Genomic DNA, 15,735 nt, shown 5'->3' on the forward strand with positions numbered 1-15,735 from the left:
TTCAGGCAAAAAAAAGCCCCGTCAATTGACGGGGTTGAGGTACGAGCGTGTGGCGCTCGAAAGGGTGCAGCAAACAGCCCTCCGTTGCCGGAGGGCCGTTTGGGTTACAGCAGGATGGTGCGGATGTCGCCCAACAGGCTGCCCAGACGCTGGGTGAAGCGTGCAGCTGCAGCGCCGTTGATCACACGGTGATCGTAGGACAGCGACAGTGGCAGCATCAGCTTCGGCTGGAAGGCTTTGCCGTCCCAGACCGGCTGGATGGTTGCCTTGGAAACACCGAGGATCGCCACTTCCGGCGCGTTGACGATTGGCGTGAAGCCGGTGCCGCCAATATGACCGAGGCTGGAAATGGTGAAGCAGGCGCCTTGCATCTCGTCCGAGGACAGCTTCTTGGTGCGGGCCTTTTCAGCCAGCGAAGCCGCTTCGGCCGCCAGTTGCAGCAGGCTCTTCTGGTCGACGTTCTTGATCACCGGCACCAGCAGGCCATCCGGAGTGTCGACGGCGAAGCCGATGTTCACGTATTTCTTGCGGATGATCGCCTTGCCGCTTGGCGCCAGCGAACTGTTGAAGTCCGGCAGCTCCTTGAGCAGGTGCGCGCAGGTCTTGAGCAGCAGCGGCAGGATGGTCAGCTTGACGCCAGCCTTCTCGGCCACGGCTTTTTGCGCTACACGGAAGGCTTCCAGCTCGGTGATGTCCGCCGAGTCGAATTGCGTCACGTGTGGCACGTTCAGCCAGCTGCGGTGCAGGTTGGCAGCGCCGACCTGCATCAGGCGGGTCATCGGCACTTCTTCGATTTCGCCGAAACGGCTGAAATCGACCACCGGGATCGGCGGGATGCCCGCGCCACCGGTAGCGCCGCCAGCAGCGGCCGGTGCTTCCTTGGCCTTCTGCATCATCGCCTTGACGTAAACCTGCACGTCCTCCTTGAGGATGCGACCATGCGGACCGCTGGCGCCAACGGCGCTCAGCTCGACGCCGAACTCACGAGCCAGTTGACGCACGGCAGGGCCGGCGTGAACCTTCGCGCCCGGCTTGGCCGGTGCGGCGGCTGGAGCGGCGGCAGGTGTAGCGGCAGCGGCAGCCGGAGCAGCAGCGGCAGGTGCCGGCGCGCTGGGTGCAGCCGGGGCGGCAGCAGGTGCCGCGCCTTTGACTTTGAGCTTGAGAATCAGGTCGCCAGTGCCGACTTCGTCATCCAGCTTGATCGAAACGCTTTCGACCACGCCAGCGGCAGGCGATGGAATTTCCATGCTGGCCTTGTCGGATTCCAGGGTGATCAGCGACTGGTCGGCTTCGACGGTGTCGCCGGCCTTGACCAGCACTTCGATGATCTTGGCCTTGCCGGCCGAACCGATGTCCGGCACGTGGATGTCCTGAACGCTGTCAGCGGCCGGTGCGGCCGGAGCAGCAGCCGGGGCTGGCGCAGCGGCAGCAGCAGGCGCAGCAGCCTGAGCCGGAGCGGCCGCAGCAGGGGCCGCAGCACCCGCCACTTCCAGATCCAGAATCAGATCGCCAGTGCCGACTTCGTCGTTGAGCTTGACGTTGATGGCCTTGACCACGCCAGCGGCAGGCGACGGGATTTCCATGCTCGCCTTGTCGGATTCCAGGGTGATCAGCGATTGATCAGCTTCGACGCTGTCGCCGACCTTGACCTGAATCTCGATGATCTGTGCCTTGCCCGACGAACCGATGTCCGGCACGTGCACTTGCTGTACCGAAGCGGCAGCAGGAGCAGCGGCAGGCGCGGCAGCAGCAGGGGCGGCAGCCGGTTTCTCTTCGGCTTTCGCAGCAGGTGCGGCGGCCGGCGCAGGGGCCGCTTCAGCAGCGCCCTCGACTTCCAGTTCGAGCAGTTCGTCGCCTTCTTTCAGACGGTCGCCCAGCTTCACTTTCAGGCTCTTGATGACGCCGGCTTTCGGGGCCGGCACTTCCATGCTGGCCTTGTCCGATTCCAGAGTCAGGATGCTCTGGTCGGCTTCGATGCGGTCGCCGACCTTCACAAACAGTTCAATTACTTCACCTTCACCGCTGCCGATGTCAGGTACGCGAATGAGTTCGCTCACAAAATGTCTCCTCAGCAGTCCAGTGGGTTGCGTTTTTCCGGGTCGATGCCGAACTTGACGATGGCCTCAGCCACGACTTTAGGTTCGATATCACCACGGTCAGCCAGTGCTTCCAGGGCTGCCAACACCACGAAATGACGGTCGACTTCGAAGAAATGACGCAGTTTCTTGCGGCTGTCGCTGCGGCCGAAACCGTCGGTGCCCAGGACTTTGAATTCCTTGGACGGTACCCACTGACGGATCTGCTCGGCGAACAGCTTCATGTAGTCGGTAGAGGCAATGACCGGACCTTTACGGCCGTTCAGGCACTCTTCGACGTAGCTCAGCTGAGGCTTCTGGCCAGGCTTGAGACGGTTGCTGCGTTCTACGGCCAGGCCGTCGCGACGCAGTTCGTTGAAGCTGGTAACGCTCCACACGTCAGCGCCGATGTTGAACTCTTCACGCAGGATCTTCGCCGCTTCACGCACTTCGCGCAGGATGGTACCGGAGCCCATCAGCTGAACGTGGTGCGCCGCATCGCGAGTGTCTTCCTCGAGCAGGTACATGCCTTTCTTGATGCCTTCTTCGGCACCGGCCGGCATGGCTGGCTGCTGGTACGACTCGTTCATCACGGTGATGTAGTAGAAGATGTCCTGTTGCTCTTCGGTCATCTTCTTCATGCCGTCCTGAATGATCACCGCCAGCTCGTAGCCGTAGGTCGGATCGTAGGTGCGGCAGTTCGGGATGGTCGCGGCCAGCAGGTGGCTGTGACCGTCTTCGTGCTGCAGACCTTCACCGTTCAGGGTGGTACGGCCGGCGGTGCCGCCGATCAGGAAGCCACGGGTACGGCTGTCGCCAGCGGCCCAGGCCAGGTCGCCGATACGCTGGAAGCCGAACATCGAGTAGAAGATGTAGAACGGCAGCATCGGCTGGTTGTGGCTGGAGTACGAAGTACCGGCAGCGATGAACGAGCTCATGGCGCCTGCTTCGTTGATGCCTTCTTCAAGGATCTGACCTTTCTGGTCTTCCTTGTAGAACATCACCTGGTCTTTATCGACTGGCTCGTAGAGCTGGCCGACGGAGGAGTAGATACCCAGCTGACGGAACATGCCTTCCATACCGAAGGTACGGGCTTCGTCCGGGATGATCGGGACGATGCGCGGACCGATTTCCTTGTCCTTGACCAGTTGCGCGAGGATCCGCACGAAGGCCATGGTGGTGGAAATTTCACGGTCGCCCGAGCCGTCGAGGATGGCTTTGAGGGTGTCCAGATCCGGAGTCGGTACGCTGAAGCTCTGCGCACGGCGTTGTGGCACGAAGCCGCCCAATGCAGCGCGACGCTCGGCCAGGTAGCGGCCTTCGGCACTGTTCGGCTCTGGCTTGAAGAACGGCAGGTTCTCCAGCTCTTCGTCCTTGACCGGGATATCGAAGCGATCGCGGAACAGCTTCAGGCTCTCGACGTCGACCTTCTTGGTGTTGTGCGCGGTGTTCTTCGCTTCGCCGGCACCGGTGCCATAACCCTTGATGGTCTTGGCGAGGATGACGGTCGGTTGTTCCTTGTGGTTGACCGCTTCGTGGTACGCCGCGTAGACCTTGTACGGGTCGTGGCCGCCACGGTTGAGTTTCCAGATCTCGTCGTCGGACAGATCGGCAACCATTGCCTTGAGTTCAGGCGTGTTGAAGAAGTGCTCGCGAACGAACGCGCCGTCTTTGGCTTTGTAGTTCTGGTACTCGCCGTCGATGACTTCGTCCATGCGACGCTGCAGGATGCCGTCGACGTCCTTGGCCAGCAATGGGTCCCAGAAACGGCCCCAGATGACTTTGGTTACGTTCCACTGTGCACCGCGGAACACGCCTTCGAGTTCCTGAATGATCTTGCCGTTGCCGCGAACCGGGCCGTCGAGGCGCTGCAGGTTGCAGTTGATGACGAAGATCAGGTTGTCCAGCTTCTCGCGGCCGGCCAGGGAGATGGCGCCCAGGGATTCCGGCTCGTCGCACTCGCCGTCGCCCAGGAAACACCAGACTTTCTGTTTGCCCGGCTGGATGAAACCGCGGTGCTCCAGGTACTTCATGAAGCGCGCCTGGTAGATCGCCTGGATCGGACCCAGACCCATCGATACGGTCGGGAACTGCCAGAAGTCAGGCATCAGCCAAGGGTGCGGATAGGACGACAGGCCTTGACCATCGACTTCCTGACGGAAGTTGTTCATCTGGTCTTCGGTGATGCGGCCTTCCATGAATGCGCGGGCGTAAACGCCTGGCGAGGTGTGACCCTGGAAGTAGATCAGGTCGCCGCCGTGTTCGTCGGTCGGGGCCTGGAAGAAATAGTTGAAGCCGATGTCATACAGGGTCGCACTGGAAGCGAAGCTGGAGATGTGACCACCCAGGTCCGAATCTCGCAGGTTCGTGCGCATTACCATGGCCATCGCGTTCCAGCGTACCAGCGAGCGAATGCGGCGTTCCATGAACAGGTCGCCAGGCATGCGTGCTTCGTGGGTAACGGGGATCGTGTTGCGGTAAGGCGTGGTGATCGCGTAAGGGAGCTGCGAGCCGCTGCGGGTCGCGAGTTCGCCCATACGGGTCATCAGATAGTGAGCACGGTCTTCGCCTTCTTTGTCGAGAACCGATTCCAGGGCGTCCAGCCATTCCTGGGTTTCGACGGGATCGAGGTCTTGCATGGCTTGCTCCAGGGCGGAAAGGCTTCCAGAATCGGTTGCCTGAGTTTGCGACTGGCCTTGTGGGCAGACGATTTAAAATTCTTGGATTGCCGACAGGTTGTTCCGGCGGCGTGTAGTTTTACTACAAATCTTCCGGCATTTCAGCCTTTCGAATGTATAGACGAGTAGTAAAACTACAGATGAAAGGCTTGTGGCCTCCGACTGCGTTGTGAGAATAATCGTTAAGGCGGGTCGATTTCCATCCGAATAAGGTGAAAGTTTGATGCTGGATGCCAAAGAAGAACAAATTTCAGCTATTTCTAACTTTTGTTCGACAGTCCTTCACGTAGCGGGTTTTCATCATTCACTACAAGCGGCCCTTTATACGCCGATCAAGGATAGACCATGACCCTGCCCGTGCTTGCCGAACTGCCCGCCATTCTCCTGCCGTTGGTCAGCCGATCCGAGCAGTCGTTCCGTACGTCCGTCGCCGCCCTTGAAGACGATCACGGCCTGTCGAGCTGGACGCCGGAGCGCTGGGCGCAATTCGCCCGCGTCAGCGCTGCCAGCGAATTTGTCATTGAACAGAGCATTCGTGACCCTTTGATGTTGCTGGCGCTGGTGGCGTCCGGCGAACTCGATCGGCCCTTTGCGCCCGGCGAGTTGCGCGCACAGATCGCCGCCGCCGTGAACACCGCGCAGAGCGAAGACGAACTCGGCCGCGCCTTGCGTCGCCAACGCGCACGCCATCAGGTGCGGATCATCTGGCGCGACCTGACCCGCCAGGCCGATCTGGTGCAGACCTGCCGCGACCTCTCGGACATGGCCGACGCCACCATCGATCAGGCTTATCAATGGCTTTACAGCCGTCATTGCGAGCAATTCGGCACGCCGACCGGTCGGCGCAGTGGTGAGCCGCAGCAGATGGTCATCCTCGGCATGGGCAAGCTCGGCGCGGTCGAGCTGAATCTGTCTTCCGACATCGACCTGATCTTCGCCTACCCCGAAGGCGGCGAAACCGTCGGCGTGAAACGCTCGCTGGATAATCAGGAATTCTTCATCCGCCTCGGCCAGCGTCTGATCAAGGCGCTGGATCCCATGACGGTCGACGGCTTCGTCTTCCGCGTCGACATGCGCCTGCGCCCATACGGATCGTCCGGTGCGCTGGTGCTGAGCTTCAATGCGCTGGAGCAGTATTACCAGGATCAGGGCCGCGACTGGGAACGCTACGCGATGATCAAGGCGCGGGTGGTGGCTGGCGATCAGGTGGCCGGCGCGCAGTTGCTCGATATGCTCCGGCCGTTCGTTTATAGGCGCTATCTGGACTTCTCGGCGATCGAAGCGCTGCGCACCATGAAGCAGTTGATCCAGCAGGAAGTGCGGCGCAAGGGCATGGCCGACAACATCAAGCTCGGTTCCGGCGGCATTCGTGAGGTCGAGTTCATCGCTCAGGCCTTTCAACTGATCCATGGTGGCCGCGACCTGAGCCTGCAACAGCGTCCTCTATTAAAGGTGCTGAGCACGCTGGAAGGGCAAGGCTATCTGCCGCCGGCGGTGGTCAGCGAATTGCGCGAGGGTTACGAGTTTCTGCGTTACACCGAACACGCGATTCAGGCGATCGCTGACCGTCAGACGCAAATGCTGCCGGACAATGCTCAGGATCAGGCGCGCATCGCCTTCATGCTGGGTTTCGCCGATTGGCCCGCCTTCCATGAACAACTGATGTACTGGCGTGGGCGTGTGGCCTGGCATTTCGCCCAAGTGATCGCTGATCCCGACGAAGAAGAGGGCGGCGAAAGCGAAGTGGTGGTCGGTGGTGAATGGCTGCCGCTGTGGGAGGAAGAACAGGACGAAGAGGCCGCGTGCCGGCAGTTGCAGGAAGGCGGTTTTGTCGATGCCGGCAAAGCGCTGAAAGCGCTGGCCGGTTTGCGTGGCAGTCCGCAATTGCGCGCGATGCAGCGACTGGGGCGCGAGCGTCTCGATGCGTTTATTCCACGACTGCTCGCGCAAGCGGTGGAGCATGCCAATCCCGATTTGGTGCTTGAGCGCGTGCTGCCACTGGTGGAAGCGGTGGCGCGGCGTTCGGCGTATCTGGTGTTGCTCACGGAAAACCCCGGCGCGCTGCGCCGCCTGCTGACCTTGTGTGCGGCGAGCCCGTGGATTGCCGAGCAGATCACGCGCTTCCCGCTGCTGCTCGACGAATTGCTCAACGAGGGCCGGCTGTTCAAGCCGCCGCTGGCGCCGGAACTGGCGGCCGAGTTGCGCGAACGGCTGACGCGAATTCCCGAGGACGACCTCGAGCAACAAATGGAAGCCTTGCGCCATTTCAAACTGGCGCACCGCTTGCGCGTCGCCGCCTCGGAAATCGCCGGCAGCCTGCCGTTGATGAAGGTCAGCGATTACCTGACCTGGCTGGCCGAGGCGATTCTCGAACAGGTGCTGGCTCTGGCCTGGCGGCAGACCGTGGCCAAGTACGGCACGCCGCTGCGCACCGACGGCACGCTCTGCGACCCCGGTTTCATCATTGTCGGTTATGGCAAAGTCGGTGGTATCGAATTGGGGCATGGTTCGGATCTGGATCTGGTGTTCATCCATGACGGCGATCCGCAGGCGGAAACCGATGGGCCGAAATCCATCGACGGCGCGCAGTTCTTCACGCGTCTGGGGCAGCGGATCATTCACCTGCTCACGGCGCAGACCAACTCCGGCCAGCTCTATGAAGTGGATATGCGCCTGCGTCCGTCCGGCGCTTCCGGGCTGCTGGTGAGTTCTCTCGGCGCGTTCGCTCGCTATCAGGAAAATGAAGCCTGGACGTGGGAGCATCAGGCTTTGGTGCGCGCGCGGGTGCTGGTGGGCAGCCAGGATGTTGGCCAGGCCTTCGAGAAAGTCCGCGCGCAGGTGCTGGGCAAGCCTCGGGATTTGGCCAAACTGCAGCAGGAAGTCAGCGAGATGCGTGCCAAGATGCGCGACAACCTCGGCACCCGAAGCACCGCGGCCGGCACGGCGGCGAATGCGTTCGACGCGGGCGTGCCGTTCGACCTCAAGCAGGACGCCGGAGGTATCGTCGATATTGAATTTATGGTGCAATACGCGGCCCTGGCGTGGTCACACAGCCATCCGCCACTGCTGCGCTGGACCGATAACATCCGCATTCTGGAAGAGCTGGAGCACGAAGGGCTGATGCCCGCCGAAGATGCCAGTCTGTTGCGCGAGGCCTACAAGGCCTACCGCTCCGCCGCCCACCGGCAGGCCTTGCAGAAGGACGCCGGGGTGATAGCCGGGGATCAGTTTGTCGAAGAGCGGCAACAGGTGTTGCGGATCTGGAAAGAGTTGGGGCTAAGCTGAACCACAGATGTATGGCCGGATGCAAAACCCTGTAGGAGTGAGCCTGCTCGCGATAGCGGAGTGACAGTCGACAGTCATGTTGAAGGAAATGACCCATCGCCAGCAGCGCCGCTTCCACAATGATTATCGAGGCGGGGAGGCGTAAATGCCTCCCCGGTTCGTTTTTGGAAACCACATGAATATTCTGATCGTTGGGCCCAGTTGGGTCGGTGACATGGTGATGGCGCAGACACTGTTTCAGTGTCTCAAGCAGCGCCACCCGCAATGCGCAATCGACGTGCTGGCGCCCGAATGGAGCCGGCCGATCCTCGAGCGCATGCCCGAAGTGCGCAAGGCCTTGAGCTTCCCGCTCGGCCACGGCGCACTGGAACTGGCGACGCGTCGGCGCATTGGCAAATCCCTGCGCGGCCAGTACGATCAGGCGATCCTGCTGCCCAATTCGCTGAAATCGGCACTGGTGCCATTTTTTGCCGGCATCCCGAAACGTACCGGTTGGCGCGGCGAATTCCGCTATGGCCTGCTCAACGACGTGCGTACCCTCGACAAACAACGCTATCCGCTGATGATCGAGCGCTTCATGGCCTTGGCCTATGAAGCGAACGCTGAGTTGCCGAAGCCGTATCCGCGCCCGAGCCTGCAAATTGACCCGGTCACCCGCGAAGCCGCTTTGGCCAAATTCGGCCTGAGCCTCGATCGCCCGGTCCTGGCCCTGTGCCCTGGCGCCGAGTTCGGCGAATCCAAGCGCTGGCCGTCCGAGCACTACGCCAAGGTCGCCGAAGCGCGCATTCGCGAGGGCTGGCAGGTGTGGCTGTTCGGCTCGAAAAACGATCACGCGGTCGGCGAGGACATTCGTGCCCGGCTGATCCCGGGCCTGCGCGAAGAATCGGTCAACCTCAGCGGCGGCACTTCTTTGGCCGAGGCCATCGACCTGCTGTCCTGTGCTGATTCGGTTGTCTCTAACGATTCCGGCCTGATGCACGTCGCTGCGGCATTGAATCGCCCGCTGGTCGCGGTCTATGGCTCGACCTCGCCGGGCTTCACCCCGCCGCTGGCCGAGCAGGTCGAGATCGTGCGCCTGGGCATCGAATGCAGCCCGTGCTTCGATCGCACCTGCCGTTTTGGCCATTACAACTGCCTGCGCCAGCTGATGCCGGACGCGGTCAACGATGCCTTGCAGAAGTTGCAGGGCTCCGTGATCGAGGTTCATTAACTTGCGGGTATTGCTGATCAAGACTTCATCGCTGGGCGACGTGATTCACGCGTTGCCAGCGCTGACCGACGCCGCCCGCGCGATCCCGGGCATCAAGTTCGACTGGGTGGTGGAAGAAGGCTTCGCCGAGATTCCGAGCTGGCACCCGGCGGTCGATAAGGTAATTCCGGTGGCCATCCGCCGCTGGCGCAAGAATCTGTGGAACACCATCACCAGCGGCGAGTGGAAACGCTTCAAGCAAAGCGTGCGCGCCAATAAATACGACCTGGTGATCGACGCTCAAGGCTTGCTGAAAAGCGCCTGGCTGACCCGCTACGTCAAAGCGCCGGTGGCCGGCCTCGATAAAACCTCCGCTCGCGAGCCGATGGCTGCGCGCTTCTACAATCGCAAACTCGCTGTCGCCCGTGGCCAACATGCCGTCGAGCGCGTACGGCAGTTGTTTGCCATCGCGCTGGGTTACGACTTGCCCAAAGGCCTCGGTGATTACGGCCTCAACGTCGAGCGGCTGGTCGAGTTGCCGCGCAAGAATGCCTACGTGGTGTTCCTCCACGGCACCACTTGGGACACCAAGCACTGGCCGGAAATCTACTGGCGCGAGCTGACCGAGCGGGTCGGCTACCTCGGCGTTGGCGTGAAGTTGCCGTGGGGCAACCCACAGGAAAAAGCCCGCGCCGAGCGCATCGCTGCCGGCTTCAAACATGCCGAAGTGCTGCCGAAGCTCAATCTGGCCGGCGTCGGCAAAGTTCTCGCCGGCGCGCAGGCTTGTGTGGCGGTGGACACCGGTCTCGGCCACTTGGCCGCTGCGCTGGACGTGCCGACCATTTCGCTGTTCGGCCCGACCAACCCGGGCCTGACTGGCGCCTACGGCAAGCTGCAGATTCATCTGGCCAGCGACTTCCCGTGCGCGCCCTGCATGCAGAAAAAATGTACCTACCAACCGACCGAGCAGGATGCCCGTCAGTTTGACCTGAAACGCGAGCAGCCTTTGTGCTTCACGCTTGTAAATCCCGAGCGTGTCGCCAGCCGACTGAGCACGTTGTTGATGGCTGAGGAGCTGCGCTGATGCAATTGGCATTCGTCCTGTACAAATATTTTCCGTTCGGTGGCTTGCAGCGCGATTTCATGCGCATCGCCCTCGAATGCCAGAAGCGCGGCCATCAGATCCGTGTTTACACGTTGATCTGGGAAGGCGATATACCGCCGGGTTTTGAAGTGCTGGTGGCGCCCGTCAAGGCGTTCTTCAATCACCGTCGCAATGAGAAACTCAGCGCGTGGATGGCGGCGGATCTGGCCAGGCGCCCGGTCGATCGTCTGATCGGTTTCAACAAGATGCCGGGCCTGGACGTGTACTACGCGGCTGATGGCTGCTTCGAAGACAAGGCGCAGAACCTGCGCAACTCGCTGTATCGCCGCTGGGGCCGCTATCGTCACTTCGCCGAGTACGAGCGCGCGGTGTTCGCCAAGGACGCGAAGACCGAAGTGCTGATGATTTCCGAAGTGCAGCAACCACTGTTCATCAAGCACTACGACACGCCGCTTGAGCGCTTCCATCTGCTGCCGCCGGGCATCGCCCAGGATCGTCGTCGCCCAGCAAATGCTGATGAAATCCGAGCCGGTTTCCGTGCCGAATTTGATCTCAGGGACGACGAGCTGCTGCTGGTACAGATCGGCTCCGGCTTCAAGACCAAGGGTGTCGATCGCAGCCTCAAAGCGCTGGCCGCACTGCCCGCCGAATTGCGCAAACGCACCCGGCTGTTTGTAATCGGCCAGGATGACCCCAAATTGTTCCAGATGCAGAGTGCGACGCTGGGCCTGGGTGACAACGTGACCTTTCTCAAAGGGCGCAGCGATATCCCGCGTTTTCTGCTCGGCGCCGACCTGTTGATTCACCCGGCCTACAACGAAAACACCGGTACCGTGCTGCTTGAAGCGTTGGTGGCCGGTTTGCCGGTGCTGGTCAGCGCGGTCTGCGGATACGCCCATTACATTGCCGAGGCCGACGCCGGGCGAGTGCTGGACGAGCCGTTCGAGCAGGCGCAGCTGACGCAATACCTTACCGAGATGTTGAGCAATGACGCTGCACGTGCGGCCTGGAGCCGCAACGGTCTGGCCTTCGCCGAGACGGCCGACCTCTACAGCATGCCGCAGCACGCGGCGGATGTGATTCTGGCGGAGCACGCTTAATGAAGTTGATGCTGGCTGAACCGTTCAAAAGCCTTTGGGCCGGACGCGACCCGTTCGCCGCAGTCGAAGGCTTGCAGGGCGAGGTATACCGCGAGCTGGAAGCACGCCGGACATTGCGCACGGAAGTCGACGGCCATGGCTTTTTCGTCAAGATCCACCGTGGCATCGGCTGGGGCGAAATCTTCAAGAACCTGCTGACCGCCAAGCTGCCGGTGCTCGGCGCCGGGCAAGAGTGGAAAGCCATTCAGCGCCTGCAGGAAGTCGGCGTGCCGACCATGACCGCCGTCGCCTACGGCGAGAAGGGCAGCAACCCGGCGGATCAGCATTCGTTCATCGTCACCGAAGAACTGGCGCCGACCATCAGCCTGGAAGACTTCAGCATCGACTGGGTCAAGCACCCCCCCGAGCCAACACTCAAGCGCGCATTGATTGCCGAAGTGGCGCGGATGACCGGCATGATGCACCGCGCCGGGGTCAATCACCGTGACTGCTACATTTGCCACTTCCTGCTGCACACCGACAAACCGGTGACGCCGCAGGATTTCAAACTCTCGGTGATCGATCTGCACCGTGCCCAGACCCGCGCGAAAATCACTCAGCGCTGGCGCAACAAGGATCTGGCGGCGCTGTATTTCTCCGCGCTGGACATCGGCCTGACTCGCCGCGACAAGCTGCGTTTCCTCAAGGGTTATTTCCAGCAACCGCTGCGGCAGATTCTGGCAGAAGAGGCGCCGCTGCTGAACTGGCTGCAAGGCAAGGCCGACAAGCTCTACGAACGCAAGCAGCGTTACGGGGATGCGCTCTGATGGCGGGCTGGACGCTTGAGCCGCAGTACAGCGAACTCGCCGAAGAGTTTGGCAGCCTCGAAGCCGTATTTGCGTTGCAGGGTGAACGCCTGACTCGCGACCCGCTCTCGGAGGTCATCCGCGTGCAGCGCGCCGGCGTCAACTATTACGTCAAGCGCTACGTCGGCGCCGGTAAGGGCCTGCGTCGCTACCTCGGCAAGCCGCGAGTGAAGATGGAGTGGCAGAACCTCAAGCGCTTCGCCAAGTGGGGCATCCCTACCGCCGAGGTGGTCGCCTGGGGGCTGGAACGACGTGGTGCGGCTTATGATCGTGGCGCCATGATCACTCGCGAATTGCCCAACACCGAAGACCTCTCGGCGCTGGCCGAGCGCAAGGATCCCAAACTCAAGGATCGCGCCTGGGTCGACGGCGTCAGCCGGCAACTGGCCGGTTATACCCGGACCATGCATGATCACCGCTTTACCCATAACGACCTGAAATGGCGCAACCTGTTGATCGACGATCAGGCGCGTATCTTTCTCATCGACTGCCCCAACGGTGAGTTCTGGCGCGGCTTCTGGCTCAAGTACCGGATCACCAAGGACCTGGCCTGTCTCGACAAGCTGGCCAAATATCACCTGTCCAATACCCAACGCCTGCGTTTCTATAAGCAGTACCGCCAGTGCGATCGGCTCGATGTCGCCGACAAGAAACGGATTCGGCACGTGGTGAGATTTTTTGAGGGACGTGAATGACTGATTTTATTGCCGAGCAGGACCGTGGGCTGCTGGAGCGCCACGGTCTCGGCACTTTCGACGCGCTGTGGGCCAAACAGCTGGAAGCGGTGGATGAGCCCAACACTTCTGGCGGCGGCTGGAGCAGCGTGTTCCGCCTGAACCTGGAAGGCCAGGGTTATTACCTCAAGCGCCAGAGCAACTATCTGACCCGCACCTTGCATGCACCGCTTGGCGAGCCGAGCTTTGCCCGCGAGTTCCGCAATATCAGCCGCTATCGCAAGCTTGGCATCCCGGCATTGCAGGCCGCGTTTTTCGGTGAGCGCAAGGTTGATGGGGAAGTGCGCGCCATTTTGCTGACCCGCGCACTGGACGGCTGGAGCGATCTGGATTCGTTGCTTGAACGCTGGGCTCAACTCAGTGCCGCGCAACATTCGGCGATTCTCAAGTCCTGCGGATTGCTGGCGCGGCGTCTGCACGGCATGCGTCAGGTGCATGGCTGTTTTTATCCCAAGCATATTTTTCTGCGCGCCACTGGCGACGGTTTCGAGGCGCAACTGATTGATCTGGAAAAGACCCGGCCGCTGCTGTTCGGCGCGCGTGATCGGGTCAAGGATCTGGAGCCTTTGCAGCGCCGTTCGCCGCAGTGGAGCGAGGCAGACTTGCGCCAGTTGCTCGCGGCTTATCTCGATCAGCCGACTGACAGTTCGCTGCTCGACCGCTGGCTCGATCGGCTGACGGCACGGCGCAGTCACAAGGAGACCCGCTGATGCGCTTGTCCGAACTGGCCCGATCCGGGCGCTCACCCTCGTTGCCGCTGACTGTGACTCTGGCGGATGCAGCCGGGGCTGCGGATTTGCAGTTGCTGAGCCTGTTGCGGGTGCTGCCCGGGCAGCGCTACGTCGGTGCCGGGGTCTGGCGCGGTCGGCCGGTACTGGCCAAGTTGTTGGTCGGCAGCAAGGCTGCCCGGCATTTTCAGCGCGAGCTGGATGGCGTGCGGCTACTCGCTGCGCAGGGCCTGACCACGCCGCTGCTGTTGGCCGATGGGCTGGAAGACGGCGAGGGCGGCTGGCTGCTCTTTGAATTTCTCGAAGACGCCGAAAGCCTCGGTGATGCCTGGGCGAAGGTCGAGTCGCTGCCTGTGTTGGCCGATGAGCAAACGGCCGTGTTGGCCGAAGCGCTGGATGCCATCGGTCGCCTGCATGGCAAAGGGCTCTGGCAGGAAGACTTGCACCTGGACAATCTGCTGCGTCACGGCGGCCAGCTGTATCTGATCGATGGTGCCGGGGTGCGTGCGGAAACGGCGGGGCAGCCATTGTCCCGGCAGAAAGTGCTGGAAAACCTCGGGGTGTTTTTCGCCCAGTTGCCCAAGTCACTGGAGCCGTTCACCGAAGAGTTGCTGGTCTATTACCTGTTGAGCAACAGCGAGCATGCGTTGCCGCTGGAGGCATTGCAAAAGCAGATCGACAAGGTCCGGAGCTGGCGCCTCAGGGATTATCTGATCAAGGTCGGCCGCGACTGCACCTTGTTCGCGGTTCACCGCGGCGCATTCGCTCTGCGCGCCATTCGCCGCGAAGAAGAAACCGCCATGCTGCCGGTGCTCGAACAGGCCGACGCCTTGCTTGATCGGGGGCATCTGTACAAGACCGGCGGCGCGGCCAGCGTCGGCCGAGTCGAGGCGGGCGGCCGCACGCTGGTGATCAAGCGCTACAACATCAAGGGCTTTGCCCACTGGCTCAAGCGCTTCTGGCGCCCGAGTCGGGCCTGGCATTCGTGGCGCGAAGGCAATCGCCTGGCCTTCCTTGGTATCGCCACGCCGAAACCGCTGGCGGTACTGGAAAAGCGGTTTTTGTGGCTGCGCCGCAGTGCCTATCTGGTCACGGAATTCCTGCCGGGGCCAGACATCATCGAGCGCTTCACGCCTTACGTGGAGAATGGCGAGGCACCAGAAGCCGAGTTGCAGGCACTGGATCAGCTGTTTGCCCGGTTGATTGCCGAGCGCATCAGTCATGGCGATTTCAAGGGCCACAACCTGTTCTGGCAGGCGGATCGCTGGGCTTTGATCGACCTCGACTCGATGTGCCAGCACGGCTCTGTCAGCAGCTTTGCCCCGGCCTACGCCCGGGATCGCGCGCGTTTCATGCGCAACTGGCCGCCAGGCAGTGCGTTGTACCGCGTCATTGATCAGCGCCTGCCGAAAGATGTCTCGAGCGCGGGGTGACTCATTTCGTGAGCAGGCCGCTTCCGGCGAGGGACTCGGTCCCCTGCGGATCCGAGTCTGCGGGCAGTAACGGACAAAACACAGCGACTTGTCCTACAGCTTCTCCAGAAGCCATGAACTGTGCCCTGCTCGGCCTCGATGCTAATTTGCCTGTCGATTCTGGAGGGCGAATCTTGAGCATGAAAAAACTGATGACGCTGGGCGTTCTTTCCTGGGTTCTCTCAGGCTGTGGCAGTGTCTCGACCGTATTGCAGGACGACGCCGATGCTGCCCGTGACTTGCGCAAGAAGAAGACCTACTGCCAATCGATTCCGCGCGTATACAGTGGCCTGGCCTTCGATTTTTGCACGTTGAATGCGCCGCCCGATCCGACGGGCATGCTGGCGCCCTTTGTGTTGCTTGATCTTCCGCTGTCCGCCGTGTTCGATACCCTGTCGTTGCCCTATACGATTTATCGCCAGGTCGCCGACTCAAACCTGAGTATTTACTGGCGCAGAGACGGCTATTGAGTCGTTCGGTCCGTTGAATCGGCCCATTCGCGCAGGTGACAATTCGCACAAGGT

11 protein-coding genes are annotated in these 15,735 nt (G+C 61.5%); 9 read left to right on the forward strand and 2 right to left on the reverse strand.

The window, feature by feature from the left end:
* Nucleotides 1–104: 104 nt before the first annotated feature.
* Both aceF and aceE read right to left on the reverse strand, forming a co-directional pair.
* A complete protein-coding gene (gene aceF, locus ACZ0AZ_RS11205) occupies nucleotides 105–2,057 on the reverse strand; it encodes a dihydrolipoyllysine-residue acetyltransferase (RefSeq protein WP_039756759.1) in 1,953 nt (650 codons plus the stop codon).
* Nucleotides 2,058–2,068: 11 nt separating this feature from the next.
* Nucleotides 2,069–4,714: a pyruvate dehydrogenase (acetyl-transferring), homodimeric type gene (gene aceE / locus ACZ0AZ_RS11210; RefSeq protein ID WP_039756761.1), complete on the reverse strand. Its 2,646-nt coding sequence runs from the start codon at nucleotides 4,712–4,714 to the stop codon at nucleotides 2,069–2,071.
* Between the two features lie 384 nt (nucleotides 4,715–5,098).
* On the opposite strand from aceE, the gene glnE reads away from it, so the two are divergent.
* The 9 genes from glnE to ACZ0AZ_RS11255 all read left to right on the forward strand — a co-directional run bounded on the left by glnE (nucleotide 5,099) and on the right by ACZ0AZ_RS11255 (nucleotide 15,681).
* Nucleotides 5,099–8,038, forward strand: a complete 2,940-nt coding sequence (glnE, locus tag ACZ0AZ_RS11215) for a bifunctional [glutamate--ammonia ligase]-adenylyl-L-tyrosine phosphorylase/[glutamate--ammonia-ligase] adenylyltransferase (protein ID WP_463537382.1) — start codon at nucleotides 5,099–5,101, stop codon at nucleotides 8,036–8,038.
* Nucleotides 8,039–8,213: 175 nt separating this feature from the next.
* The gene (gene waaF, locus ACZ0AZ_RS11220; RefSeq protein WP_039756765.1) at nucleotides 8,214–9,248 is read left to right on the forward strand and encodes a lipopolysaccharide heptosyltransferase II; all 1,035 of its coding nucleotides are present in this window, start codon (nucleotides 8,214–8,216) and stop codon (nucleotides 9,246–9,248) included.
* A gap of 1 nt (nucleotide 9,249) precedes the next feature.
* Entirely contained in the window at nucleotides 9,250–10,311 is a 1,062-nt protein-coding gene (gene rfaC, locus ACZ0AZ_RS11225; protein ID WP_463570882.1) for a lipopolysaccharide heptosyltransferase RfaC, read from the forward strand.
* Nucleotides 10,311–11,432 (forward strand): glycosyltransferase family 4 protein, encoded by a 1,122-nt coding sequence (locus ACZ0AZ_RS11230; protein WP_310404031.1) that lies wholly within the window; start codon nucleotides 10,311–10,313, stop codon nucleotides 11,430–11,432. Before rfaC ends, ACZ0AZ_RS11230 begins: the two co-directional genes overlap by 1 nt.
* Complete coding sequence (gene rfaP, locus ACZ0AZ_RS11235; RefSeq protein WP_129998218.1) at nucleotides 11,432–12,238, forward strand: lipopolysaccharide core heptose(I) kinase RfaP; 807 nt, start codon at nucleotides 11,432–11,434, stop codon at nucleotides 12,236–12,238. Before ACZ0AZ_RS11230 ends, rfaP begins: the two co-directional genes overlap by 1 nt.
* A complete protein-coding gene (locus ACZ0AZ_RS11240; RefSeq protein ID WP_129998217.1) occupies nucleotides 12,238–12,972 on the forward strand; it encodes a lipopolysaccharide kinase InaA family protein in 735 nt (244 codons plus the stop codon). Before rfaP ends, ACZ0AZ_RS11240 begins: the two co-directional genes overlap by 1 nt.
* Nucleotides 12,969–13,721, forward strand: coding sequence for a lipopolysaccharide kinase InaA family protein (locus tag ACZ0AZ_RS11245; RefSeq protein ID WP_463537383.1), 753 nt, complete (start codon nucleotides 12,969–12,971; stop codon nucleotides 13,719–13,721). Before ACZ0AZ_RS11240 ends, ACZ0AZ_RS11245 begins: the two co-directional genes overlap by 4 nt.
* Nucleotides 13,721–15,172 (forward strand): lipopolysaccharide kinase InaA family protein, encoded by a 1,452-nt coding sequence (locus ACZ0AZ_RS11250; protein WP_463537384.1) that lies wholly within the window; start codon nucleotides 13,721–13,723, stop codon nucleotides 15,170–15,172. The genes ACZ0AZ_RS11245 and ACZ0AZ_RS11250 overlap by 1 nt, the downstream gene beginning before the upstream one ends.
* A 179-nt stretch (nucleotides 15,173–15,351) precedes the next feature.
* Nucleotides 15,352–15,681, forward strand: a complete 330-nt coding sequence (locus tag ACZ0AZ_RS11255; RefSeq protein WP_372339870.1) for a YceK/YidQ family lipoprotein — start codon at nucleotides 15,352–15,354, stop codon at nucleotides 15,679–15,681.
* Nucleotides 15,682–15,735 lie beyond the last annotated feature (54 nt).

This window comes from Pseudomonas sp. AC239 (assembly GCF_979258545.1).

Coding starts and splice junctions, on each gene's coding strand:
- ACZ0AZ_RS11250 (WP_463537384.1), top strand. CDS start 13,721: ATGCGCTTGTCCGAACTGGCCCGATCCGGGCGCTCACCCTCGTTGCCG.
- rfaP (WP_129998218.1), top strand. CDS start 11,432: ATGAAGTTGATGCTGGCTGAACCGTTCAAAAGCCTTTGGGCCGGACGC.
- ACZ0AZ_RS11245 (WP_463537383.1), top strand. CDS start 12,969: ATGACTGATTTTATTGCCGAGCAGGACCGTGGGCTGCTGGAGCGCCAC.
- waaF (WP_039756765.1), top strand. CDS start 8,214: ATGAATATTCTGATCGTTGGGCCCAGTTGGGTCGGTGACATGGTGATG.
- aceE (WP_039756761.1), bottom strand. CDS start 4,714: ATGCAAGACCTCGATCCCGTCGAAACCCAGGAATGGCTGGACGCCCTG.
- ACZ0AZ_RS11240 (WP_129998217.1), top strand. CDS start 12,238: ATGGCGGGCTGGACGCTTGAGCCGCAGTACAGCGAACTCGCCGAAGAG.
- ACZ0AZ_RS11230 (WP_310404031.1), top strand. CDS start 10,311: ATGCAATTGGCATTCGTCCTGTACAAATATTTTCCGTTCGGTGGCTTG.
- ACZ0AZ_RS11255 (WP_372339870.1), top strand. CDS start 15,352: ATGAAAAAACTGATGACGCTGGGCGTTCTTTCCTGGGTTCTCTCAGGC.
- glnE (WP_463537382.1), top strand. CDS start 5,099: ATGACCCTGCCCGTGCTTGCCGAACTGCCCGCCATTCTCCTGCCGTTG.